The 26,699-nt window shown below is 52.9% G+C and carries 12 protein-coding genes and 1 tRNA gene; 7 read left to right on the forward strand and 6 right to left on the reverse strand.

The window, feature by feature from the left end:
• Nucleotides 1-15: 15 nt before the first annotated feature.
• Nucleotides 16-2,136, forward strand: coding sequence for an AAA family ATPase (locus tag SD10_RS15435; protein WP_046574848.1), 2,121 nt, complete (start codon nt 16-18; stop codon nt 2,134-2,136).
• A gap of 65 nt (nt 2,137-2,201) precedes the next feature.
• Here SD10_RS15435 and SD10_RS28800 read toward each other — a convergent pair whose 3' ends face one another.
• Nucleotides 2,202-4,151, reverse strand: a complete 1,950-nt coding sequence (locus tag SD10_RS28800) for a WG repeat-containing protein (protein WP_052731200.1) — start codon at nt 4,149-4,151, stop codon at nt 2,202-2,204.
• 175 nt (nt 4,152-4,326) lie between these two features.
• Between SD10_RS28800 and SD10_RS15445 the strand changes: the two genes are divergently transcribed.
• From SD10_RS15445 to SD10_RS15455, 3 genes are read left to right on the forward strand one after another with little or no spacing between them, the layout of a single operon-like run.
• Complete coding sequence (locus SD10_RS15445; protein ID WP_046574850.1) at nt 4,327-5,082, forward strand: J domain-containing protein; 756 nt, start codon at nt 4,327-4,329, stop codon at nt 5,080-5,082.
• An 11-nt stretch (nt 5,083-5,093) separates the two neighbouring features.
• Nucleotides 5,094-6,086: a vWA domain-containing protein gene (locus SD10_RS15450; RefSeq protein WP_052731201.1), complete on the forward strand. Its 993-nt coding sequence runs from the start codon at nt 5,094-5,096 to the stop codon at nt 6,084-6,086.
• Nucleotides 6,083-6,898 (forward strand): hypothetical protein, encoded by an 816-nt coding sequence (locus SD10_RS15455; protein WP_046574851.1) that lies wholly within the window; start codon nt 6,083-6,085, stop codon nt 6,896-6,898. The genes SD10_RS15450 and SD10_RS15455 overlap by 4 nt, the downstream gene beginning before the upstream one ends.
• 124 nt (nt 6,899-7,022) lie before the next feature.
• On the opposite strand, the gene SD10_RS15460 is transcribed toward SD10_RS15455, so the two are convergent.
• The 5 genes from SD10_RS15460 to SD10_RS15480 form a co-directional block, all read right to left on the reverse strand.
• Nucleotides 7,023-15,125, reverse strand: a complete 8,103-nt coding sequence (locus SD10_RS15460) for an Ig-like domain-containing protein (RefSeq protein ID WP_046574852.1) — start codon at nt 15,123-15,125, stop codon at nt 7,023-7,025.
• A 1,034-nt stretch (nt 15,126-16,159) separates the two neighbouring features.
• Entirely contained in the window at nt 16,160-18,706 is a 2,547-nt protein-coding gene (locus SD10_RS28805; protein ID WP_082111611.1) for a leucine-rich repeat domain-containing protein, read from the reverse strand.
• Between the two features lie 354 nt (nt 18,707-19,060).
• Nucleotides 19,061-20,875 (reverse strand): helix-turn-helix transcriptional regulator, encoded by a 1,815-nt coding sequence (locus tag SD10_RS15470; RefSeq protein WP_148562457.1) that lies wholly within the window; start codon nt 20,873-20,875, stop codon nt 19,061-19,063.
• Nucleotides 20,876-21,383: 508 nt separating this feature from the next.
• Nucleotides 21,384-21,467: transfer RNA gene (locus SD10_RS15475), tRNA-Thr, on the reverse strand.
• Nucleotides 21,468-21,605: 138 nt separating this feature from the next.
• Nucleotides 21,606-23,930, reverse strand: a complete 2,325-nt coding sequence (locus SD10_RS15480) for a DUF349 domain-containing protein (RefSeq protein ID WP_046574856.1) — start codon at nt 23,928-23,930, stop codon at nt 21,606-21,608.
• Between the two features lie 94 nt (nt 23,931-24,024).
• Here SD10_RS15480 and pdxH point away from each other — a divergent pair, with 94 nt between their 5' ends.
• The 3 genes from pdxH to SD10_RS15495 all read left to right on the forward strand — a co-directional run bounded on the left by pdxH (nt 24,025) and on the right by SD10_RS15495 (nt 26,672).
• Nucleotides 24,025-24,672, forward strand: a complete 648-nt coding sequence (gene pdxH, locus SD10_RS15485) for a pyridoxamine 5'-phosphate oxidase (RefSeq protein ID WP_046574857.1) — start codon at nt 24,025-24,027, stop codon at nt 24,670-24,672.
• 103 nt (nt 24,673-24,775) lie between these two features.
• A complete protein-coding gene (locus SD10_RS15490) occupies nt 24,776-26,356 on the forward strand; it encodes an MFS transporter (protein ID WP_046574859.1) in 1,581 nt (526 codons plus the stop codon).
• Nucleotides 26,357-26,453: 97 nt separating this feature from the next.
• Nucleotides 26,454-26,672, forward strand: coding sequence for a DUF6814 family protein (locus tag SD10_RS15495; protein ID WP_046574860.1), 219 nt, complete (start codon nt 26,454-26,456; stop codon nt 26,670-26,672).
• Nucleotides 26,673-26,699: the final 27 nt, after the last annotated feature.

Raw genomic sequence — 26,699 nt, forward strand, 5'->3', positions numbered from 1 at the left:
TAAACTAGTTAAGTAATGCCTTTTGTTTTGACGTCATTCCGGGTCACGAATTTCAGGTCAATTGTTGATTCGGGTGAGTTGTCGATAAATGAGTACATGTGCCTGGTCGGAACGAATGAGTCCGGCAAGACAAATTTGCTGGTTGCGCTACAAAAACTGAACCCAGCCGATGGGGCGCCAATTGATCCGTTAGCCGATTACCCGCGTAAGCACTACGCAACCTACGAGACCGACGCGGCTAAAGAGCCGTTCATTCGGGCAACGTTTGCGCTGGACGCATCGACCAGAGCGCAGCTGTCGTCACTCGTGGGCGCAGGCTACCCAACGGAGCTGTTGGCAACGGTTGAAGTAGCCCGCTATTACACAGGTTTACGGGATGTAAATTTTCCGGCTTCGTGTCTGGAGCAGTATCCAAATAAATACATCCATACCCTGCTAGGCGCCTTTTGGGAAACGTACTTAGCCAGTGATCTGATCGCCAGGGACAAAGAAGAAAATACACAGGACTTACGGGAGTTTATCGATCGACTGATCGCGCTTTTGCCGGAATCGGGAAGCCTGGGCGAATATGATGTGTATAACCTTGTGGCTCAGATCGATGAATTTATTACGGTCAAGTATTCCCGGCGGCAGCCGTTTCGGGTTTTTGTCGATGAGCAGTTAAAAACACCCCTCGAAAACATTGCCCGGCTATTGGCCAATAAGCGCATTGTGCTCTCCGCAGAACAGCAACGGCTGTTTCTTGAGCAACTCCCCCGCTTTATCTACTATTCCGAGTACAGCAACCTGGATGCTGAAATTTATCTGCCCCATGTGATCCAGAATAGTAACCGTCAGGACCTGGGTTTTCGGGAACAGGCCAAAGTGCGTACGCTAAACGTGTTATTTGATTTCGTTCGACTGAAGCCGGAAGAAATGCTGGAATTAGGATCGGAGGTACGTCACACGAAGATCCTTACCCGCGATTCGTATGGCCGAATCGAGAGCACAGAAATCGAAACTGCGCCGGAAAATAGCGTCGATCAGGAACGGGAAAACAAAAAGAAACGAGAGATCATCCTTCAAACCGCTTCGGCTCAGCTTACAAAGGCTTTTCAGGACTGGTGGCGTCAGGGTAATTACCGGTTTCGGTTCCAGGCCGATGGGAATCACTTTCGAATTTGGGTGAGCGACGACAAACGACCCGAAGAAATTGAACTGGATGGCCGCAGCAAAGGCCTGCAATGGTTTTTCAGTTTCTTTTTAACGTTTCGGGCCGAGCAGGCAAACAGCCACGCGAATTGCATTTTACTGCTCGACGAACCTGGTCTTTCCCTGCATCCCATTGCTCAACAGGACCTGTTGAACTTCCTTCATTCGCTTTCCCGAACCAATCAACTCATTTACACAACACATTCGCCTTTCATGATTGGCAGCCAGGCATTGGGCAACCTGAACATGATACAGGTTGGGCCGGACGGCAACTCGGTTGTTTCGGCTGTTTACCAGGCATCGCCATCGGATGCAAACGCATCCTTTTACCCAATCCGGGCGGCCCTGAATCTGCGTGTGTCAGACCAGTTGCTAACAGGACGGTCTCTGGTGCTGGTCAATGCAGTGTCGAGCCAGATTTACCTGCAGCTTGTACAGTCCTACCTCCTGCGAACGGGTCAGCATCCGCCCATAAAAGACCTTTTATTTGTCCCTACGGCTTCGCTGGCCGATATAGAACCCTCGACCCGTGTGCTGTTCCAGCAAGCCGGGGCGATGCCCTATGTGTTGCTCGATGGAACGGCAAAGGAGTGTACCGTGGCTAAAAGCCTACAGCAAACCGGGTATAAAGAATCGCCCGGACGGGTCATTACGTTGGGTGACTCTCAGGTAATGGAAGATTTATTCCCCGCCAATGAACTGGCCCGGCAGTTTTCCCGGATGTATCGCGGCCTGAAAACGGATGATTTTGACTACATACTGCAACCTGACCAACCGATCATGGGTCAAATAGCGTCGTTTGCAGAAGCCAACGATTACCTGTTGGACCAGGACTGGCGGCTAACCCTTGCTCAACGCACAGCGAAAGTATTCGATACGATGGCTACCCGTCTTCAGCCTGAAACCGTTCAGCAGTGGGTTGCCTTGTTTAAGAAGCTGGGATGACTAAAAGTACCTTTTGTCATCCTGACGTCAGGATGACAATAAACTGAATTACCAGTCTCCTTCTCCTACGACTGATCCCAGTAAACGAAGCCCGTTTGGTCGATGTAGACCAGTTGGTTCTTCTTTCGAACCAGCGCCAATCCTTTACGGAAACGATAGGCATGGTCCAAGTCAAAGGCGATCACGTCGTCGCCTTTTTGGTTGATATAGCCCCACTTGTCTCCTTTTTGAACAGCAGCCAGCCCTTCCGAAAAATTATCTGCATCCGTAAACTCGAACGGAATGACGGTCTGGCCCTGCTTGTTGATGTAGCCAAACAGGCTTCCTTTTCTAACCAACACCAGCTCTTCTCTAAAGGACAGAACCACATTATAAGTGATCTCGTCAAACTCATAGGGAATAGCCAGGGAACCGTTCCGGTCAATAAAGCCCACCTTCCGTCCTTTTTTCACCGGCGCCAGTCCTTCGGCAAAACTACCCGCCAGGTCGAACTGGTGCGGAATCGTAATGGCTCCGGTCTGATTGATAAAGCCCACCTGCCCGTCCTTTTTCACAGCGGCCAGCCCTTCCGAAAAGTTATCCGCATAGGGCAGTTCGCAGGCTAGTTGCAGTCGGCCATCTGCATCAATAAATCCGTACTTACCGCCCAGTTTAACCCTGGCCAATCCCTCGACAAAGGGGCCGGCCGACTCAAACTGCAGGGGAATAACAACATGGCCCTGTTCATTGATAAAGCCATAAGTATTGTTCTGCCGGACCGGGGCGCGCCCCCCGGCGAAGGGTCCAGCTTCCTCATAAACGCAGGGAATGACGGGTTGCCCTTTGGCATCAATGAACCCGTACTTGCCCCGTTGCCGGACCAACGCCAGGCCTGCGCTGAACTCGCGGACTTCATCGAATTGATAATCGATAACCAATTGGCCCCGTAGATCGCAGAATCCCCATTTACTCTGTTTGCGAACAGCGGCCAGCCCTTCCGAAAAGAGGCCAACCTGTTCCCAATCGTCAGGACCAATGCGTTCGCCCGCCGGATTGATAAATCTCCAACGTCTTTGCTGAAAATATGGGATTGGCGCACCCAGCAACACCGCGGCTGGAGCCGTGTGGGTAGCCGGTTTGGGTACAGGCAACAGCTCGATAAGCCCTAAAATTGGTTTAGGTGGGCAATGAATCGCGTGTTCGAACAGGCTTGCTCTGGCTGATACGGTAGCGGATGACAATTGCCGAAACTGATTCCATTGATCCGCGTTAAAGGGATCATTCAAAAGATTAAGCGTAAGGAGTAAGGTATCGTTGTCGGTGTATAAGGCGGGGGAGATACTTAAGGCATGGAGCTCCAGAGAGAGGGCCAATAAGCTAAAATCATCCAGATGGCGATCGAAATGCGCGGGGGTGCGGGCGGGGTGCCGGTAAGGCAGCGTACCGATTTCCGTGGCTTCCAGGCCCGCCAGCGCCGGTACGAAACAACCGTCGTAATCAATGAGAACCAGTTGACCGTCGGGCCGGATCAGGATATTATCCGCTTTCAAGTCTCCATGAGCCATAGGCTGGTCGAGGAGCCAGCGAACCAGTTCGTCGAATCGATGCGCCAGTTGACCAAGCTTTTGGGGCTGCTGGTTACGGCAGCAATCGGCCACATACTGGTTCAGCGTTTGCCCCTCCACCCAGGGCATCACCATTACATCGAATTCATGTTCCTGACCAAAGCGCGTATCGACCCAGAGTTCATTCGGGTAAATCGTAAACGGAAGCAGGTAATCCGATGGGTTTTCACTCAAGTAGTTGGCAATGAACCGAAGCCGGTCCCGGCGTCCGGCCATTTCTCTCAAAAAACAACGTAACGCTACCGGCTGGCCCGTTCGGGTGTCCTGCATGCGGAAGACCACGGCAAAGTTTCCGCTGCTGAAATACAACTGCCCGTTCGACTTCCGGACTGGAATCAGGTAATTCAGCCGATGCAAGGTTTCGGCAGAGAGTTCAATAGATTGTATATATTCGCTAATAGACGGGAACATGCGACAGTAACAGGCCATTAATAGGCAGGCACAATGGCTAAATGGAGGAATTGGCTTAAGTTGATCAGAAAGTTACAGTAAAGCAATCCGTACCCCTCACTTTCTGAATAAACTGTATGTTATTAACAACTACTGAAACGCCGGGAATGGTACAATCTATTTATTGTTGGAATCGATGAGCGCCGAGCCAATCCCCTCTTCGGTTGTCGTTCATCCCGCGAAAGCGGATCTACTGGCCAAAATTCAGAGGCTGGAATCCAGCATTGCGCGGCTGGAAGAAGAAAAAGCGGCCTGCCAATACCAGATCGATCAGTATTACCGGCTGTTCCGGCTTCACCTCGGTGACTTACTTACCCAAACGGTCGACCTTCAGCTAAAACTGGCGCTTCAGCGGGCGAGGCAGACGGGTCGGCGGAGCGACGCCGAAGAAGCCCAAACCTGGCAGGACCGGTTTGAGGAAACGAATCGGGCGGTGCAGGAAGCCATCGCCCACAAACCGACCGAACTCGACGAAACCGCCGAACAGGATCTCCGGCGACTTTACCGGAAAGCCGTTTCACTGGCCCACCCCGACCGCCATGTCAATGACCCTGACCGGATGGCCCAGGCCACCGCGTATATGACTCGGCTCAATGATGCCTACCAGCGTCGTGATCTGACGCTGGTTCGTCAGTTGGTACAGGACCTCAACAACGGGCTCCTGTTCATGCCTTCATCCGAAACAACCCAAACGCTGGAAGCGCTTCAAGGAGTGTATCAGCGGCTCCTGGATCGGCAGACGACGCTCCAGGCCGACATTAACCAATTGAAAGCAAATGATGCGTACCAACAGCTAACCAGCCAGGCAGACCTGATGGCCCACTTTACGGGCTTGGGGGAACAAATGAAGCAACAGATACATCACCTTCAGCAACAGGTTCAATCCTCGTAATACCCAACACCATGACCGATCTACAGCCCCTACCGTCTTATGCTTTATCGGCTACCGATTTGCAGAAAGCGCTGAAAACCGCGCTGCAACGGCCCATTAAAGACCGCCCCTATTCGGCCCAGATCATGCGGCAGACGCCCACGGCGTTTATCTTTCTGATTGACCAATCCGGGTCGATGGACGAACGAACGACTTATCGGGGCCAGTCGCTTTCGAAGGCGGCAGCCGTGGCGCAGATCATCAACCAGACCCTGCTGGAATTGGTACTTCGCTGCCAGAAAGGCGACGAAATCCGGCATTACTACGACATTGCCCTCATTGGCTACGGCGGTTTCAGTAATGAAGAGGCCAATCTGCTCTGGTCGGGGGCTATGGCAGGCAAGACCTTTCTGAGTCCCGCCGAACTAGCCGAAGCGGCAATTCAGGTCGAGGAAGTAACCACCCAACGCACCATCCGGGGCCGGGTTATGTCCGTTACGGAGAAGCGCCCCATCTGGCTACAGGCGCTTCATCGGTACCGGACGCCCATGAAGAGCGCCATTTGTCTGGCCGAATCATTGGTGGAACAGTGGCTGGTGGCACAGACCGGGAAAGACGTTTACCCGCCGACCGTGATCAATATTACCGATGGGGTAGCCACCGATGCCACGACGGACGAATTGCTGGCCTGTTGCAACCGGCTGAAGAGCCTGCATACAACGGATGGCCATGTGCTACTGATGAACATTCACGTGTCGGACGAGCAGGGAAAAACGATTCTCTTTCCCTCGAAAGCGGCTGAACTGGGGGCTGATCCTTACGCCCGACTGCTCTACGACATGTCGAGCGACATGCCTGTCTCCTACCATGCCGACATTGCCAGCCTGTTCGGGCTCGATCAGCGAACATCGTACGTCGGCATGTGCAGTAATGCAGACATGGACGCTCTGGTCAAGTTCATGAACATCGGAACGCCTACCCAGCACAACCAGCATTTTGCAGCTAACCTCCGGCCTGATTCATGAAAAGCCGTCAGCAATCCGTTGGAAAAGAAGCGCCAGTATATACCGACAACGAAGACGCGTGGCGAACGGATAATGAAGCGGGCGTGTGGGCCGTTGCCGATGGCGCCGGAGGAACGGGTATCTATGCGGGCGAATGGGCACAACATCTGGTTCAGCATGTACCCGAGGTGCCTTTTCAGGGGCTTGGGGGCCTGGCTCACTGGCTGGATACCGTATGGGTTTCCTTTTTCGATACCTACCAGCCACAGGCGCAGTCCAATTACCTGATCGACCGCAAATTTATGGGCGAAGGCTCCAGCGCAACCCTGGCCACCCTGCATTATCAGGCGGATAAGGTCCACTGGATGGTTTACGGCGACGCGGTGGCGATTTGTTTTCAGCCAGCAACGGGTGAGCTATGGGCCGCTAATCCGGATGTACGCCAGTTTGAATCCGCCCCCTATCTCCTTAACTGGCTGAGTCCACCCCGTTCCGACGGTTTTATGGCCGGTGTCTGGCCGCATCAGCCTGGCCAACAGTATGCATTATTATCGGATGCTTTGGGCCAGTGTGTACTGATGGCCTATGCAGCCTTACAGGGCGATTTAGCAACCTTACGAACCGTGGCGCAACAGCCAACAGCACTGGGCAATCGGGCACAGACTCACCTGAACCACTGGACTGAAAGACGAGCATCCTTCGAAGAATTAGTCTGGATTCCCCTCCAAACAGCGCTGGCTTCCCCCACTCAGTTTCTGGCGTATACGCAGGAACTCCGGACCCAGCAGTTGTTAGGTGCAGACGATTACACGGGCATCCTCATTAATGATTGATCATTTTTATCCTGCGCTGCCTGGGCATGCAGGTCTTACAGTCCCGTTAAAACGAGCAGGTATCGGTCTGGAGGTAGCTACACGCCCAAACCGATACCTGCTGATACTTACTGCCACTATTCAGCTACCACTTAAGGATTTTACGCACCGTTGATCGGTCACCGACTGTAATATACAACAGATAGGTACCTGCTGGCTCCTTGTTAATATCCAATACGGTCTGTCGTTTTTTGGTTGTTATCTGCTCCGTAATCAGTCCGCTCGGGCTAACCAGCCGAATCTGAGCTGGTTTACTTTGCAAAGGAAGATCAATATCGATGGTTACAGCTCCATCCGTTGGCACCGGATATACTTTCACCGAACTACTCAACAGATCTTCTTCCGCCAACAGAATATCGACGCGCACCGTAGTTGTGTCAGCCCCTTCTATTTTACCTGCGCCACATCCATTGGCAACCGAGAGCAACTTATAGGTCGTCGTTACGGTTGGTGTAAGCGTTGCCGAGTACACACTCGTCGTTGTTCCAAAGGCTCTGATTTCCGGACCAGCCGCATACGTTCCTGTCCAGGGGCCATCCCCACCTAAATTAAAGACGAGTATGACACTTTCTCCTTTGTAAATAGCCTGTTTACTAGCTGTAAACCCAGCTGTTGCCGACGGTCGTACAGTTAGTACCGTTGGACTGAGTGTTCCCCGAATCGAATATGGCGCATTGGAGGCCACCACCCGAACGTAATATTGTCCCGGAGCAATTGTAGTCGGAATGGTGGTCGTAATGAAAGGTCCCTGAACAACCCCGTTCGAAATCGGAATGAATTTCCGACTCGCCGAATCACCAACGGTATTCGCAATTTCAACCGTAAAGGCGTTTCCGGTCGCAAACTCGCCCGTGCTTGAAAAAGGCACCGTGAAGGATGTACCCGCACAGACCGACGACGCTGATAACGCACTGGTCGTTACTGTCGGCACTTTAACCGTTACCGTGCCCGCTCCACTTGAAGGGCCCACACCACAGGCATTCGAAACAGCCGCTATGGTATAGGTTGTTGTGGCAGCCGGTGTCACGGAAACCTGCTTGGTCGTGACCGGCGAGGTTGCCGACGATTCGGCAATCCCGGACGTGCCGTCAGATAGCGTATAACTATAAGGTCCTGCCCCGGTTAAGGTAAGCGTCAGCAGCGCCGGGCTCCCCAGATACACAGACGCATTCCCCTCTAATTTAGCCACCGCCTGCGCATTCACAGCTACCTTTATTTCGGCGGGACGGCTTTCACAACCGAGCGCGCTTGTCTGGGTAACAGAATAGCTGCTCCCGGCTGTCACGGCTAGCGTAGTGGGCGTAGGCGCATTCGCGCTGACGACCCCTGTCGGGTCAGTCCATTTCAAGTTGGTCCCCGTAGCCTGCAAGGGCGTTGCCAGTGAATTCTGACAGAAGGCAACAACTGGCGTAACGGTTGGCAACGGCGTAATATTGACCGTATAGGTAAACGTCGCTTTGGGGCTTTCGCAGCCATTGAGCGTCTGCGTTACTTTGTATGTATAGGTCTGTGGCAGGTCAACTTTCGTCAACGGCGTTGGGGCAGCTATCTGGTTATCGTTGCTATCATACCACTGCAATGCCGTACCGGAAGCCGTAAGCGGCTGCACCACAGCATCCTGGCAACCCGTTACATTCGCTACAATTGGTGCGACAGGCAGGGGATTGACCACGACTTGAGCCTGTGCCCGTGCGCCTTCACACGTATTCACCGTTTGGCTAACATAATAGACGTACGTTCCGGGCAGTGCCGTAGACTGGAGAACGGAGCTACCCAGGCTAACTGTAGACGTTGGATCGGTATACCATTTCAGGTTTTGACCAGCGGCCTGCACGGCGAAAGCCGGACTATTCTGACATACAGGGGCAATAGCAGCAACGACCGGTGCGACTGGAGCGGGCGTAACGGTAACCAGCACCACATTCCGATTACTTTCGCAACCATTCGCGTCGGTTTGGCTCACATAGTATGGCGTTGAGCCAGGATTCGTGCTTACCGGTGTAGGGGCCACTGGCGAAGCAACGCCACCCGCTGCGGCTGTATACCAGTTTAGGCTTACACCACCAGTCAGGGTAGCGGTCAACGCCGTAGTAGGGCCACCCTGACAATACGTAACGGGTACTGTCGACGGAACCACAGGCAGCGCATTTATTTTGACCGTAACGGCCGACCGGACACTTTCACATCCGATAGCGTCGGTCTGACTAACGTAAAACTGCGTCGATCCGGCACTGCTGGTTGGCGGCACGGGCGCTGCTGAGGAAGCACTTCCACCCGTGGGTGTGGTGTACCAGTTCAGGAGATTACTACCCGTTGGGGTAGCCGTCAGTGCAACAGCGGTAGCACCCTGACAATACGCAACGGAAGGGGTGGCAAATGGTGCGGCCGGAGCCGCCTGGATGGTTGCCGTCAGGGGAACCCGTGGGCCTTCACAACCATTAAGATTCTGACTGACGTAATACGTAACCGGGCCGACGTTATTAACAGGGGGAACGGGGGGTATTGGAGACGGTGTACCTCCCGTAGGTGTCGTGTACCAGGTTAAGGCACCGCCATCAGGCGCTACGGCCGATAAAGCAGTCGCCGTACCGCCCTGACAGTATATCGGAGCAGTCGCACCAACTATTGGTGCAGATGGTGTTGCCTTTATGATGACAACGATCGGCACGCGTGGGCTTTCGCAATCATTTACACTTTGACTGACATAATAGGTGATAATATCTGGTGTAGCCGTTGGCGGAACTGGTGCGAATGGCGACGAAGTTCCGTCGGTTGGTACCGTATACCATTTTAATGTTCCTCCAGGGACGACACCTGCGGTTAAGGCTGTGGCAGCCGTACCCTGACAGAACGTTACGCTGCTGGCCGAAACAGTCGGAGCCGCTGGTAACGCTTTAATGGTCACCGTAATGGTAGCTTGTGGTCCTTCGCAGCCAATCACGCTTTGGCTCACGTAGTATGGAATCGGCCCTACTGCGTTGGTAGGCGGTATGGGAGCCGAAGGGCTAGCTACACCACCGATCGGGACAGTATACCAGTTTAATGTTCCTCCGTTAGATGGGGTAGCCGACAGCGCCGTCGCCACCGAATTCTGACAGAAAGCTGGCGTACTGTTCGTCACCGTTGGTGCTGCGGGCAAAGGTTTAATGGTTACGTCCAGGTTGGTCCTTGGCCCTTCGCAGCCACTCACGCTTTGGCTTACGTAATACGAAGTCGTTCCCACTGTGTTGGTAGGTGGCACTGGAGGGAACGGACTTGCCGTTCCACCCGTGACATTTGTACCGTACCAATTTAAGCTACCTCCCGGACTGAAACTGGCTGTCAAGGTCGGCGCGGTCGCATTCTGGCACACACTCAGCGAAGATACACCCGGAAGCGATGGCGTAGCAATGATGTTAACCGTGATACTGGCCCGCTCGCTTTCACATCCATTGGCATCGGTCTGGCTTACATAATACGTAACGGGAGTACCTGCCGTGGCGATTGAGGGCGTCGGGGTTGGTATCGTGGTGGTAGTGTTCTGATCACTATACCATTTCAACGTTCCTGTTCCCGTTGCGGTGAGCGGCTGCGCGGTTGTCGTTGTACTCTGGCAATAGGTTAGCGACGAAACGACTGTTGGTTTAGGCAAGCGTTGGCTAACGGTCACCGTCAGGGTGGCCCGTGGTCCTTCGCAGCCATTCACGCTCTGGCTCACGTAGTACGTAATCGGTCCTGCTATCGTCGTTGAGGGAGTTGGCGTGGCCTGTCCCAGCGAACTTTCTACGCCCCCCTGGAGGACATACCAGTTTAGCGTGCCCCCCGTACTAGCCGTAGCCGACAGCGGAGTAGCCACCGCGCTCTGGCAGTACCTGATCGGTGTTGGGTCTACTGTAGGAGCTGTTGGTAAAGGCTTAACGGTCACATCCAGACTTGCCCGTGGCCCTTCGCAGCCACTCACACGCTGACTCACATAATAGGTAACCGTACCCGTAGCCGAAGTGACCGGTGTGGGAGCCAAAGAACTGCCCGTTCCACCGGTGAAACTGGTGTACCAGCTTAACGTGCCTCCATTATCTGGTGTAGCCGTTAGCGGGACTGTCGATTGCTTTTGACACAAGCTTAACGAAGCTACACCCGGAGCCGCAGGAGTAGCGATGATAGTTACCGTGATACTGGCCCGATCACTTTCACATCCATTACCATCGGTCTGGCTTACATAATACGTAACAGGAGGACCTGCCGTGGCGGTTGAGGGTGTTGGGGTTGGTATTGTGGTGGTAGTAGTCGCATCGCTATACCATTTTAACGTCCCAGTTCCCGTTGCGGTTAACGCCGGTGCCGCTGTATTCTGGCAATATGTAAACGACGAAGTGACCGTAGGTTTAGCGGGTTTTGGATTAATGGTAACGGCCAGCGTAGCCCGGGGGCCTTCACAGCCATTGACCGTCTGACTCACATAGTAGTAGGTGGTGGGTGGCAGGCTACTATTCGTCTGTGGAGTTATCGCGGTTGGCGACGCGACACCACCGGTTTGTGTGTAATACCAGATCAAACTGCCACCACTGGCGGCCGTAGCCGACAAAGGAGCTGCGGTGGCATCCTGACAATACGTTACAGGCGTTGAGCTAACCGCAGGCGCCACGGGAAGTGCCTTGATCGTCACATCAATAAACGCCTGGGCACTCTCACAACCATTCAACGTCTGGCTCACGTAATAAGGAACAGCCTGGCCAATGACGGCCGTCGATGGCGTAGAAGGGGTTGTCTTTGGGGTTCCCGCTGAATTCGTACCATACCAGTTCGGTATAGTCCCCGCTTCAAATGTAGCCGTCAGGGGCGTTACCTGATTGGAACAGAAGCTAACAGGTGCCGTTCCTGGTGCAGCTGGTTTTCGTTTGACAGTAAACGAAATGGATGCCCGGTCACTTTCGCAGCCATTGGCATCGGTCTGAGTAACATAATACGATGTTGTTCCTGAATCCGATGTTGGTGGCGTTGGCGCCGTTGCAGACGAAGCCCCACCTGTCGGGTTCGTATACCATAACAAGGTATTTCCCGAGGTTGCCGTAGCACTCAAAGTGATGGTTGGTGCTGCCTGACAGATAGTAAGTGATGAGGTAACCGTTGGTGCTACTGGTTTCGGGATGACTACTACGTTCAACGTAGCCTTTGGCCCTTCGCACCCATCAACAGTTTGGGTAACTGAATACGAGGTTGGTCCAACCGCATTGGTCGACGGTGTTACCGACGAAGTAATTTGACCGTTGGGGCTATACCATGTCAACGTTCCCGTCGCGATGGCCGTCAATGGAGTGGGTACCGAACTCTGGCAGAGATTCTGGGTATTTTGCGTGATGGTTGGTGCAGCAGGCAACGGCTTAACCGTTACAGGAATCGCAATCCGGTCGCTCTCGCAGCCCTCCGCACTCGTCTGGCTCACATAATACGTGGTTGACCCTACGGCAGAAGTCGAGAGTGTTGGCGCTACGGCCGAGCCGGTGCCGCCGTTTTGAACAGTGTACCACTTCAAATTAGTACCCGAGGTCACCGCCGTCGCTAGAGCAACCGTGGGTGCATTCTGACACAGGGTAACCGAGTTCACCGTTGGCGCGGTCGGTTTGGGGTTCACAATGACGGTAATCGATGCCCGGCTGCTGCTTTCGCACCCATTCCCATCCGTCTGGCTGACGTAATAGGGATTAGTGCCCGCGGGGTCCGTCGCTGGCACCGTCGCCGTGGCCGACGCCGTACCACCCGTAGCAGCGGGGCCATACCAGTTGAGCGTGTTGCCCGTAATGGGCGTCGCCGATAACGGAGCAGCCGTCGCAAACTGGCAATACGTGACAGGTACCGCACTCACCGTTGGCGCAACGGGCCTTGACGTAGTCGTCACCGTAACGCTGGCCCGAGGGCTTTCACAGCCGTTGGCATCGGTCTGGCTCACGTAGTAGGTGATCGAACTCGCTAGTGATGTGGACGGCGTGACGGAACTGCCCAGCAGCGTACCTCCACTGGCCGCCGAGTACCATTTCAGATTCTGGCCCGTCGCCGTTAAGGGTTGGGCTGGTGCATTCTGGCAATAGAGTAAAGACGTGGGCGTAGGGACAGGAGCCGCCGGAAGGGGGTTCACTGTGAAGGTAATCGCCGAGCGGTCGCTTTCGCAGCCGCTTGGGTTCGTCTGGCTGACGTAGTAGGTGGTGGCACCCACAGCCGTCGTCGAGAGTGTCGGCGCAACCGTCGAGCCGGTGCCGCCGGTCGAGGTTGTATACCATTTCAGGGTACCGCTAGCCGTCACCGATTGCGTCAGGGGAGCTGGCACGCTGTTGAGACAGGCGCTGGCGGGCGTTGTGACAGGTGCTGTGGGCTTAGGATAAACCGTCACGCTGATGGGCGCCCGCTCACTCTCACAACCAAAGGGATCTTTCTGGCTCACATAGTAGGTAAAGGCTCCGTCCGTCGTCGTTGAGGGGGTTGGCACGACGGTCGAGGCTGTTCCGCCCGTGGCATTGGTGCCGTACCAACTGAGTGTATTATTCGTCGATGCGGTGGCGCTCAAGGGAGCGGCAACGGTAAACTGACAATAAGCAACGGGCGTAGTAACGGCGGGCCGGGCAGGCAGCGCATTAATGACGACATTAATAGTTGCTCTTGGTCCTTCACAACCGTTGAGTGTCTGGCTAACGTAATAGTTATTACTGGAACTGGTCGAGGGAGTCAGCGACGCATATGCCGTTCCGCCACTGGCAACGGTATAATAAGTCAGCGTGGCGCTGGCCACGGGGGTGGCCGTCAAGGGCACCGCTGTCGAACTCTGGCAATACGTCAGTGGACTGGCACTCACCGTTGGAGCCGCCGGATAGGCATTCACCGTATAGGTGATCACCGACCGGTCACTCTCACAGCCGTTGCTATTGATCTGACTTACGTAGTAGGTCGTGGAGCCGATAGTAGTCGTTGGAGGGGCTGGCGCTACCGTTGAGGCCGTTCCCCCACTGGCCGTGGTGTACCAGCGCAGGTTCGTCCCTGAGGTGACACCTGTGGCCAGTGACACCGGCGTCGTGTTTTGACAGACACCCACCGGCTTTGTGGTAGGAGCCGCCGGTTTGGCATTGACCACTACTGTAATGGGAGCGGCCGGACTGCTACAGCCACCAAACGTCTGGCTCACCGAATAAAAAGTCGTACCGGGAGAGGTCGTTGGGGGCGTAGGGGCCGTGCTGCCCAGGGCGTTGCCCGAGGGACCAAACCAGTTCAAAGTAGCTCCGTTGACGGGCGTCGCTGACAGCGGAGTTGCCGGCTGCCCCTGGCAATAGGTCACCGGCGTGGTGACGGTGGGAGCCGTCGGGTTGGCTTTGATGGTGACGGTGATGTCAGCCCGGGCGCTTTCACAACCATTGCCATCGGTCTGACTCACGTAGTAAGTCGTCGTATTGACAACCGTGGTTTGGGGCGTGGGCGCGATAGTCGTGCCGCTACCGCCGGTCAGAGAGGTATACCATTTCAGATTACTACCGGACGTGACCGCCCCGGCTAACGAAGGAGCGGAGCTGTTCTGGCAGTAGGACAGCGAGGAAACAACCGTGGGCTTGGCCGGTAAGGGGTTAATGGTCACCGCTAGTGTGGCTCTGGGCCCTTCGCAGCCAGCCGCGCTGGTCTGGCTCACATAATAATTGGTCGTTCCCGCCGTGGAGGTAGGGGGCGTTGGCGCCGTGCTGCTGGCGGTTCCTCCCGTACTGACGCTATACCATTTCAGATTCTGGCCCGTCGCCGTTAAGGGCGGAACGCCCGTTGACCCCAGGCAGTAAGCCAGATTCGAGACGGTGGGTGCAGCAGGCAGCGCATTGACGGTGAAGGCATTACTGTTGGGACTGTTTATGGGGGTCGGTAAGATGTTGGAGGTCCTGCGGATGTAAACGGTGTAGGAACCCGTGGCCCGGTCAGCGGGGATGACTCCGATAACCGACCCATTGTTGCCACTGGTTGTTGCGGTCCCGATTGGGACATTGGTCGTATTGGGGCCGTTTAGATACAAAACGACGGTACCTGGGTCAGGCAGCGTATAGGAGTAGGTGGCCGTGATGGCTGCCCCGGCACAGACGGGAGTAGGCGTAACAGAGGTAATCGTAACTTGTTGCGCCAGTGCTGCCTGACAACACAGTATTGACACAATTAATGAACCTATAAATATACGTAAAGATAAATTCATAAAAGATTGAGTTGATTTTGCGTGTATGACGCGCTACACCACAGGTTATAGTTGGAGGATTCATGCATAATTATCCCCATTGGGATGAAAAACCAAGCAGTTTCAAACAGTCGGTAGGGATAATTTGACGGAAACCCCAACCGTGTAAATAGCCGTTTGCCCTGTTTCCACAGGCAGGACTAAAGAACCTACCAAAACAGCCATAGCTCACGTTGGGGCTACGCTCAGAAATTACAGGAAACAGCAGAAAAGAAGAACCTGTTGAGCCAGGGCAGCCGTGGTCCTCAAGATAAGATATAGTAGCTCATGAAAATCCGAACACTTGTTCTACCTGTTTGATGAAAGTGAAAGAACTATATATCTCAACGTGAAAACACATAGACAACTATTACATAATCGAATAGAATGCCTAACTGACATAACCCGCCAACTGTCGAGTGGAATAACCCTTAGTCAGTCAAGAGAAATGGCCGTTCGTCATGCAGATAAGATCAGCGAATGCCAAAAGCGTCTTGTCGAATTAAAGGCTTATTATACTAGTCTATACGGCTAAAGAGAATTTGAAATAGGATTCTTCGTCAATTCAAATGCTCTGGCTGTCAAAAACAGAGAGATTGATGGGAGCTATTCAACAGATAGCGGAACCACAAATTAAAAAGTTTATAAAAAGTCTTCATGGCAGAAAAGGTCTAACCGCTAAGTTTCTAAATCACGATGCAACTAGGCTTGTGGGAAATAGACTGGCTCAATTTTTGTTTACGTTTAAATGATTGAGTAAACTTATTACTTACCTCTTAGGGAGGTTTCCCAAACGCCTGCTTCTTTGGAGTAGGCGTTTCTATACCAAAACAGCCAGAGGTTAGGAAGCCCCTGGCTGTTTTGGTATAAGTTATACGCTAATTGAATGTCAATAGCCAACAGGTACTTCAATACATTAATAATTGTGGCCAAAGTAAGACACCCACACTAACTCCCCATGGTCGGGTGGATATTAGGTGTGCTTATGAGCATAGACATGCCAGACATCAGCCCACTTACAAGGCGTTAATGACACGCACGTAGATGTTATTAAGTGGATTACTGTCATATCCATTCGTGGCATCGTCGTTGACATTGACCGTCAGGTTGGCTGAACCCACACTGGCCCCTACCCGACTTAGACTCACCCCAATTACCGATATCCCATTGGCGCTGATCTGCTGGCCGGCTTTACTGACCAGCATCAGTTGTCGGAGATTGCTTGACCGCACTTCCCAGTTGGTATTGTTGACAGAGACCGGATTGGAAGTGCCTCCTGACACATTGATGCTGTTCAAGGCCGGATCAAAGCTAAGGCTGTAACCCAGCGGAGCAGTCAGCGTTAAGCCAATCACCCCACTAGTGGCTTTGTTGACAGTCTCTTCGATTATCATCGTCAGATTTCGGACCGACCCGGGTCCCGAGGCTGTGAAGTTGGCTTGGGGTAAGTTTAGAGTGGGAGACAGGTCTGGCCCTGGGGCACAAGTACCGTCCGAGCGTGCCGTCAACGTAAAGTAATCCGATTGAACAGCCCCGGGCCGACAGCTGTAGTTGATGTAGACCTGATACGTGCCGCCATCTGCAGCACTCACACTGGAAAAGCTCAATACCGGACCCGACTCGGCCAGCCGCTGTCCGTCTTTATACCACTGGTAGCTGGCTGCTCCTCGGGCCACGAATGCGAAGCTGAAGGCGCTACCCACGCAGGCGGTCGCCGAGCTGGGGGCCTGACTGATGACCAGCTCACTGCCGGTGCCATTGCTACAGAAGGCGGCAAAGTCGCCACCACCGGGCAGGTTGGTGTTGCCTATAAAGCTGATTTGTGAACGTCCGCACAGCGACGTATAGTTTCCAGGAAAACAACCACTGAGTTGATTGGAATAAAGTTGCAGGTTCTGAAGCTGAGTAAGATTGCCCAGGCTGGCGGGCAACGAGCCGGTGAGCTCACTCTGATTGAGCAGCAGATTCTGCAATTGGGTGAGTTGGCCCAGGCTTTGTGGAATGGTACCACCCAGTTGAGTCCGGCTAAGGTTAAGCGTTTGCAGGGCCGTCAGGCTGGAGATAGCTGTAGGAATACCACCGCTCAGGGTGTTTGCGCCCAACTCAAGGCTTTTAAGAGCCGTTAGGGTTGATAAGCTGGCGGGCAGGGTGCCCGTGAGGTTGTTATTGTTCAGGTTGAGTCCCGTTACCCGGCCATTACCATCGCAGGTGACCCCGTACCAGCCGCAGGGCGAGCAGCCGCTGAGCCAGCCCGTTTTGCTGGCCCAGGTGGGTCCGCCCGTGCTGTTGTATAGATCAACCAGAGGCTGGAAGTCCGGACTTTGAGCCGTTACCATCAGGCTGGTCGTAGTGGTGGCTACACTCCCCCCGTTATTCACCGTGAGGGTGAAACTCTGGCTTCCGGAGCCAGCCGCTACCAGGCTCTGGCTAAAGACGGTGCTGGTAGCCGTACCCTGTTTAGCACTGCCTGCCCCATTGGTGAGCGTATAGTTATAGACTCCCGATACGTTGCCCACCCTAGCGGTGAAACTAACGGGACTACCCACACACACGGGATTGGGACTAGCTGACAGGCCAGTAAGGGTGGGCAGCAGGCTAAACCGCTGAACCCGATTATTGGTCGGGTCGACTACATAGATGTTACCCGCTGCGTCCAGCGCCACATCCGGTGGTTGAATGAATTGATTAGCCGCGTTGCCTATTCCATTGCCTCCAGCCACAGTCGTGCCAGACGTGGCCCCGGGTGCCCACTTTTGAATGCGGTGGTTCAATTGGTCGGCCACATAAATGTTCCCCGCTGGGTCCACCCACACATTCTCAGGATTGGCTAACTGGTTAGCCGCGCTGCCCCGGCCATTGCCTCCGGCCACGATCAAGCCCTGGCTGGACCCCGGAGTAAACTTCAGAATGCGACTGTTCCCCCCATCGGCCACATAGATATTGCCCGCTGCATCCAAATACAGGCCCAGGGCTTCAATACCGCTAGCTACAGTCGTGCCACTGCTCGCACCCGGTACCCATTTCTGAACCCTGTAATTTTCGGCATCGGCCACATAGATATTGCCCGCTGCGTCTACAGCCACGTCGTTTGCAAAATAGAACTGATTGGCCGCAGTGCCCTGTCCATGGCCCCCCGCTACGGTAACGCCCTGGCTGGAACCCGGAGCAAACTTCTGGATGCGGTAGTTGCCGTAATCAGCCACATAGACATTGCCCGCCGGGTCCACCCACACGCCCTGGGGATAATTAAACTGATTGGGCGCGTCGCCTACCCCATTGCCCCCGGCCACAGTCGTGCCAGACGTGGCCCCGGGTGCCCACTTTTGAATCCGTTGATTATACGTATCGGTCACATAAAGGTTGCCTGTAGGATCTACGTAGATGCCTAGTGGGTTAAACAGTTGATTAGGCGCGCTGCCCCGGTCATTCCCCCCAGCCACGGTTGTGCCGTTAGGATTATAGGATTGGGCGGTCGTCGACCTGGTCAGGCCTAGTAACAGACCCAGCCAGAGCAGCAAGAGATGGATTGGTTGATTATAAAAATAACGTAGAGATGAAATCATTACTTTTTGTTTGAGTTAGTAAGCCGCTAAACCCATTTTGAGCGGCTGTTGGATAAGGATAACGATAGATTAGTAAGGCAATACAGTCCGGATCATTAAGTAGAGCCAATGAATAACAGGCCTGTTTTGAATCGGTGCCCTAACAGTACCCTACAGTCGAATGGAAATAGCTCGCCGGGACCACTTTGGGTTCGTAGAAGATGTAATTTGGAAATGGCTCTGTGAAGAAAAGTCGTTGATAAACAAAAGTCTCATGTCTTTATGCATTAGTTAACTTCACGAAAGTAAGGGTGTGACTGTCCACGCCCACTAGCAAAGCGTGGACAAACGCGTGGACAAAGACATAAGCCACTGTCAGTCAGGGGTCTTTGGCGTATCCTGCGGTTCGTTCAGCAGATTCAGCAGCGGAGAATCACCCTCTAGTCCCAGTTTTTTGCGGAGTCGATAGCGAGTTTTACGGATCGATTCGGGTGAGATACCCAGCATCTGGCTCATCTGGCGGGAATCAATCTTGAGTTTAGATAGGGCCAGCAGCCGCTCTTCGGCGGGGCTCAGATCAGAAAACTGGGTTTTCAGCTGCCAGAAAAAGCCCGGATACACCCGCTCGAACCGTCGGCGAAACTCGTCCCAGTCGTCATTTGTCAACAGGCTGGAGTTAACCAAATTCTGTCGGGTCTCGGCAATTGAATAGGTATTGGGGGCGCGGTCTGCCAGTTGGGCAGTAATGGTATCAATGAGAGCCTCCTTCTGACTTAGGTTATCCACGAACCTCGCTAAATCTGCCTTGGCCTGGCTCAGTTCCTCCTCCACTAATTGCTTTTCCAGGCGCATCGATTTTTCCTTTTCAGCCTCAATAACCCGCTCCTGCCGGCGACGGAGTTGGCTGAGGTGGTAGAGCCACAAAATGAGCCCGACCAGCAACGTCAGCCCGGCAGACACCAGCCAAAACAGCGTTTGCTGGGCATTTTTTTCGACATCAATCGCGGCTACCTCCGACTGATGCTGCTGAATCATGAGTCGTTGATTGACCAGCGATAGGCGTTCAGAATTGTAGCGTTTATTAATGCGTTCTTTTAAAACCGCCAAGCTATCCAGGTACCGGTATGCCAGCGGTAAGTTGCCCACCGCTTTATAGTAAAGCCGGGACAGATCATAGTAGCGGACAGTACCATATTCATCTTGCAAATTGGTAGCAAACTGACGGGTTCGCTGCTGTTGACGAAACTGGGCCGTTCGTTCCAGATAATAGCGACAGCTGTCCAGGTTACCCAGTTGAAAAAAGACAAAACCGATTTGCAGGGCTGCCTCACTGGGTAATTCCCGCCTTTGGCCGAATCGGCGGATCAGCCTATAGCTTTGCCGGTATAAGGGCAGGGCCGCCGACCATTTCTTCAGGAATGCATTTTCGCCAGCTAAGTTGACGGACACAATACCCACCCACAACGAATCTCCGTAAGAAATAGCCAACTGACGGGCTTTACGAAAATTACGTTCGGCTAACGGAGACCCATCGCTTCCCGTCTTATTATAATGGAGTAGATTATGGGCCAGTCCCAGTGTATTATAGGTCTGGATGGCCAGGTTTGAATTGAAGGGAGGATAGTGGGCCGATTCATTCAGTAAACGGATCGTCTTGTCATACTCCCCAAAGTAATAATAATCGAAGGCTAGTTCGTAGAGATACCGGCTGATCTCGGGGATGTTCGGGTAGCCGATTTGCCGAAACCCGTTGTTGGCCGCCAATAGATGCTCAAATGCTTTGCCATATTCTTCGCTTAGAAAATAATATTGCCCGGCAAAGTGCTGGCAAATGGCGGCAATCTGTGGATCATCGTCCTCGGCGGCCCGCTTACTGACAGCCAAAAAGAGAGTAGCTTTCTGAGCATTGCTCAGCGAGGTATTTTTAGCGTAAGTATCTCGTAAATATCGGCTGTAGCGTGCCAGTTGATCATCGTCGGCTTTGTTTGCCAGTTCATTCACCTCATTTAAAAGCCGAAACGCGTAGGCGCGGTTTTTGGTGATGACCACTGAGGTATCAAACTGATTCAGTAGCAAGATTACCCGACGGGTGGGTGTTGCTTTTTCTAATTGGTGAAGGAATGGTGTAGCAGATAAGGCCAGAGAAAAACATATACCAAAAGCTAATAAACATACAAAACGAGTAGCCATGAGACTGACTTAACTAAATCAGAGTTAATGGAATGAACCAAAAGGCACATACTATAGTAAACCGCTGGATAAACTACGAATTATGCTCAATACATACGGTCATTATGCCCAATCCAGCTTTATTAGTCAGGAAAAAAGTCCAGCATCTAACTGGCTTATGTCAGATTAATTCTCTGAGCAGGATTAGCCAAAGGTGTTGATGTTTCGTGTGTTTTTAGGAGATTGATCCGGAATGAAGTTACCGGCTTAGCGTGAAGCTGATCCTTTGCAGGCTGTGTCGATGTACCAGATGCACCCGTTAGTGATACCAGTGGATTAGTTGTAGGTAAATTGTAGGCTGAACGGTTTACCAGATACGCATTGAGGCTAGACTCAGAAGATTTAGCGCCATCAGGGTAGTTAAGGTGAATTGCAGACAAGAAACATTCTGTGCAAATACGTATGCAAACAAAAAACCGCCAACATCACTGAAGGCGGTTCTTTGTTTGTAACTGTCTGATTCTCAATGAGCCAGTGGAGGGATTCGAACCCCCGACGCGCTTGCGCATCCTGATTACAAATCAGGCGGAATCGACCGCTATCCGACACTGGCAACAATCTTCAACTCGTTTCCGAATTGTGATGCAAAAGTAGGGATTTTACCCCGTTGGCGCAAGGCCATACCTAAAAAAAGTAAAAAAAAGTGGCCTGATTGAGAATCTGGCCACTTTGCCTTTTGTCTCTCAGGAGTTTACGCCTGCGCTACCCGCAACTGATGCCGAAGGTCGTCCAGTTGCTTTTCAGCGTCTGCAATTTTCCTATCGATATCAGCACGGAGTTTATCGGCGTTTTTTGAACGGGCAAAAAACTCGATGTTGTTCCTATAGGTAGCAATATCGTTTTCAATGGAGGTAATGCGCCGGCGGATGTCGCTTTCACGTTTGTTATCTGGATTGCCTCCATCGCGATTACCCCGGCTATAGTCGCCCCGGTCACGATCACCCCGCCCGCCCGTACGCGTTGCCTCAGCTTCGCTTTGGAGCATGATCCGCTCTTTGTCTTTGGCCGGAATTTTACCCGTTGCCCCTACCAGTGCGTTTATCGCATTGATATACCGCTTCTGGGTCGCCTGCATGTCTTTCTTCGGAACAAAACCGATGCTGTTCCACTCCTTCTTGAACTCGTTGAGTTGAGAGAGATCAGCGTTAGCGGTTGCAGCCGCTTCAATTCGTTCGATCAGGGCCAGTTTGCTGGCCAGATTCCCCTCAAATTCACGCTCAGTTTCCTGATTCTTCGACCGTTTTTTATTGAAGAACGCATCACAGGCGGCTTTGAACCGGTCGAAAATAGAGTTCTTCTGTTTCTCAGGCACCTGGCCAATGTTCTTCCACTGGCGTTGCAGTTCGATAACCGTTTGCGTGATTTCGGGCGACTCCTCGCCTGCTGCCAGGATGGCTTCTACTTGTTCGCAAAGTTCGGTTTTAGCCCGCAGGTTCTCTTCCCGCTTGCTTTCGAGTTGCCGGAAGAATTCGCCCTTGTTGTGAAAGAACGTTTTCAGGGCAGCCCAGAATTTCTTGCTCAGCTCTTTGCCTTCTTCGCGCGGCATTGGCCCTTTGATGGCATTCCAGCGATCCTGCAAAGCCATTACCGCCTTCGTCTTGTCGTTCCAGTCGTTAATGCTGTTCGACGTAAATGAGGTAATGGGCACTAATTCTTCGTAAATGGCCGACTTTTCTTCGTATAACTGCGCCGATTCTTTCCGTTGCTCATTGGTTTGGCCCCGGCGTTTGTCGTACAATACGTCCAAAGCAGCTTTCATACGGCCCCACAGTACTTCCTGTTCGGCTTTAGGGGCCGGACCAATGTGTTTGTACTCTTCGAACAGTGCGTTGGCTTCGTCGATTGTCTGGCGCGTAACGGGGGTTTCTTCCGCTGCTTTAGCCATCGCTTCGACCTTCTCAATTACTTCCGTTTTCAGGTTGGTATTGCGCTTCCGATCGAGTTCTTTTAATTCAAAATAAATGTTCCGGTTGCTGTAATAACGGTCAACCAGCGCATGATAGGTAGCCCAGAGCGTAGCGTTGTGCGGAGAATTCATATTCCCGGCAGCCTTCCACTCGTCCTGGATCTTCTTGAATTCGTTCCAGCTTACTTTCGGATCACCGGCGTTATTTTCGTCGGTTTCAACCAGTTCGCGCAAGCGGGTCAGCAACTCCGTTTTCGAGGCAAAGTTGGTATCTTTCGCCTTATCCAGATTCTGGAAATAGGTATTTTTCTGACTCTTGATCAGCTTATATAGCTCATCGAACCGCTGAATGGCGTCGTCGTACTTATACTCGAATCCTTCTTCAGAACCGGTTTCGGCAATGTATGCCTGAGAAGCCGCTTCCCGCTCGGCCCGCTTCATCTGGTCGAACAGTGGCTTTACTTCTTTCAGTACCTGATCGGCTTTCTTGAAATCACCGGGCGTAACACTGGCAAGGCTGATAGCCGCCAATTGAGTTTCGAGCAGATTAACAAAATCCTGTTTCGAAAAATGGCTGTAATCGACCGTCGACGGCACAGACGTTTCATCCTCAGGCTCGTGAACCTCAGCATATTGCGCCGTCATCTCTTCATCAGCAGTTGCTTCAGACGTAGACTCCGCTGAGTTGGCATCGGCTGTGGAGGACGAAGCATCGGGAGTCGTTTCGGCAACCAGCTCACTTGTTTCCTGGGTTGATTCAGCGGCTGGTTGATCTGTATTTTCCGATGCAATGGCCTCAGTAGATGCGGGACTATCGTCTGCCGGAACGGGGGTATCTGCTACAGATGAAACTTCCGGTGTTGATTCGTCTACCGGTGTTTGATTGGGTGTTTCCGCTGACTTAACGACATCGACGGAGGCTGGCTGTGCGTCGGCAGCCGTATCTACTGGATCGGACATAGTTGTTTCACTATCCTCTACAGCAGGTTCTGGAGTTGTTGGCTCCGAAACGGGTGTGGAGATATCTTCGGGAGTATTTACTGCCAGCGAGTCAGTCGCCAGGTTTTGGGCTTCCGGCTGCTGGTTAATTTCCTGTTCTTGGTTTGCCATGTTGGGAACGTACCGATTACTTTTGCAAAAGTACGACAATATGCGGATTTTCTTGTAGTAGAATCATCGAAAAGCCATTAACACAACTTAGCCAATGCCTTCAGCAATCAGCGACTTACGAAATGAATATACCTTAAACGGGTTAGACACCACGGATGTTTTACCAGACCCGTTTGCTCAATTTCGGCTTTGGTTCGATGCCGCCCTACAGGCGGGCGTTCCCGAACCCAACGCCATGCATTTGAGTACGGTGACCGCTGAAGGACATCCTGACGGGCGAATTGTACTGCTTAAAGATGTGTCGGAGACGGGGTTTACCTTCTACACAAACTACGAAAGCCGCAAGGGGCGCGAACTGACTCAACAACCGTTTGCGGCTCTGACTTTCTTTTATCCTCAGCTCGAACGCCAGATCCGCATTGAGGGCACTGTCGAGAAAGTAAGTGACGAAGAATCCGATGCCTATTTCAGCAGTCGCCCGCGCGGCAGCCAGATTGGGGCCTGGGTATCGCACCAAAGTTCCGTTATCGACAGCCGCGCCGTGCTGGAACAGCGGCAGCGCGACCTGGAAACTGAGTTTGCCGGTAAAGCCGTGCCACGCCCACCCTATTGGGGCGGATTTAGGGTGGTGCCCCATACGCTGGAGTTCTGGCAGGGTCGGCCCAGCCGGTTACACGACCGCATTCAGTACCACCGGACGGCGCTTACTCAACCCTGGCAAGTGGAGCGGCTGGCGCCCTAGATTCAGCGTCAACTAGATAGGTGTTACGTTTCTGAACAGTCTGTTACAGTAGGAAGTAGGGCTATGTTGGCTTACATAAATAAAGCCTACTTCCTTACTTTTTATGCTTACAGAAGCACCTAAAACTACGTCCAGCACACGCAGTTTGATCAGCGTTATCGGGGCCTCGTCGGTCGGTACGCTCATTGAGTGGTACGACTTTTACATTTTCGGATCGCTGGCCACTGTGCTGGCCACGAAGTTTTTCCCGGAAGGCAACCCAACGGCAGCGTTCCTCTCGACGCTGGCGACGTTTGCGGCCGGGTTTATTGTGCGTCCCTTTGGTGCCCTTTTCTTTGGCCGGCTGGGCGATCTGATCGGGCGTAAATATACGTTTATGGTCACCCTCATGCTGATGGGTGGCGCCACCTTCTTCATTGGTCTGATTCCGAGTTACGAGACGATTGGCTACCTGGCGCCTACGCTGGTTCTGGTACTTCGCCTGCTTCAGGGGCTCGCGCTGGGTGGTGAATATGGAGGTGCGGCTACCTACGTGGCCGAGTACTCACCCGTAGGCCAACGCGGCTACTGGACCTCCTGGATACAGACCACAGCGACCATTGGCCTGTTTGTGTCGTTGCTGGTTATCCTGCTTACCCGAAAGTCCATGTCGAAAGACGATTTTGACGAGTGGGGTTGGCGCGTTCCCTTCCTGGTATCGATTCTAATGGTGTTTATCTCCTACATCATCCGGAAAAACATGCACGAATCGCCCCTGTTTGCCAAAGCGAAAGCGGAGGGAAAAACCTCGACCAATCCGCTCAAGGAAAGCTTTGGCAACAAATACAATTTCAAATTCGTGTTGCTGGCCCTGTTTGGAGCGACCATGGGACAGGGCGTTGTGTGGTATACCGGCCAGTTCTACGCCATGAATTTTGTTAAAACGGTCTGTAATGTCGACCCCATTCAGTCCGATGAGTTGATGACGGTGGCCCTGCTCATGGGTACTCCTTTCTTTGTGGTCTTTGGCTGGTTATCAGATAAAATCGGTCGTAAGGGTATTATGCTATCCGGTATGCTGGTGGCCATCCTCTCCTACCGAACTATTTATGAGTCGATGTATCAGACGACCAATGTTAAGAATAAGCAGGAGATTACCAAGGGTTTCTCGGCCGATTCGACCGTAACGCCTGACCCCAAAGTAGCGGGGGGCACGATCCTGACAAGAACCATCAAGCGTACCTATACCGATGGCACCCTGCTAACCGAGGTGACCAAACTCAAGCGGTCAGCCGACCCGACTACTGCACCAGCCAGACCCGACATCAAAAAAACGGTGAAACTAAATGATGGGGATCGCTGGTCGCTGATTTGGCTGGTGTTTATTCAGGTAATCTTTGTCACACTGGTCTACGGTCCAATTGCGGCCTTTCTGGTCGAGATGTTTCCCGTCAAGATTCGGTATACGTCCATGTCGCTGCCGTATCATATTGGCAATGGTGTCTTTGGCGGGTTGCTGCCCGCCGTGGCAACGTATCTGGCTACCGGTGCCAACGAAGCCAACATGGCTGCGGACAAAGCCGGAAAGGCCTTGCCCTATGCCGCTCCATATCTGGAAGGACTCTGGTATCCAATCATTGTGGCAGGGGTCAGCTTACTGATTGGCCTTTTCTACATCAGGAATCGCGCTCAGGTTGTTGACTAACTGCACATTTTTAGTCGTTGGATTTTGGGGTTCGCCGGGTTAAAATCCGGCGAGAACAAGAAATACGTAAAACCAACTCTTCTAACTTTTTAACCCTATGAACACCGTAAAACGATACCTGGGCATCGTCTGGCTGGCACTGGCCGCGCTGGCTGGTTACTTTGGCATCACGACGTTGGGCTTGCCCAAACTTACTTCCGGCAAAACAGACGATCTGGTTTTCGGTATCATCATCGTCTTCGTCCTGATGCCCCTGATCGTGGGCGGTCTGATCCGATTTGGCCTCTATGCACTCCAGGGCGAATACGACGACTGACCAACAAAACGACCTTTTCCCAGGTGA

This window comes from Spirosoma radiotolerans, from assembly GCF_000974425.1.
Taxonomy (GTDB): domain Bacteria; phylum Bacteroidota; class Bacteroidia; order Cytophagales; family Spirosomataceae; genus Spirosoma; species Spirosoma radiotolerans.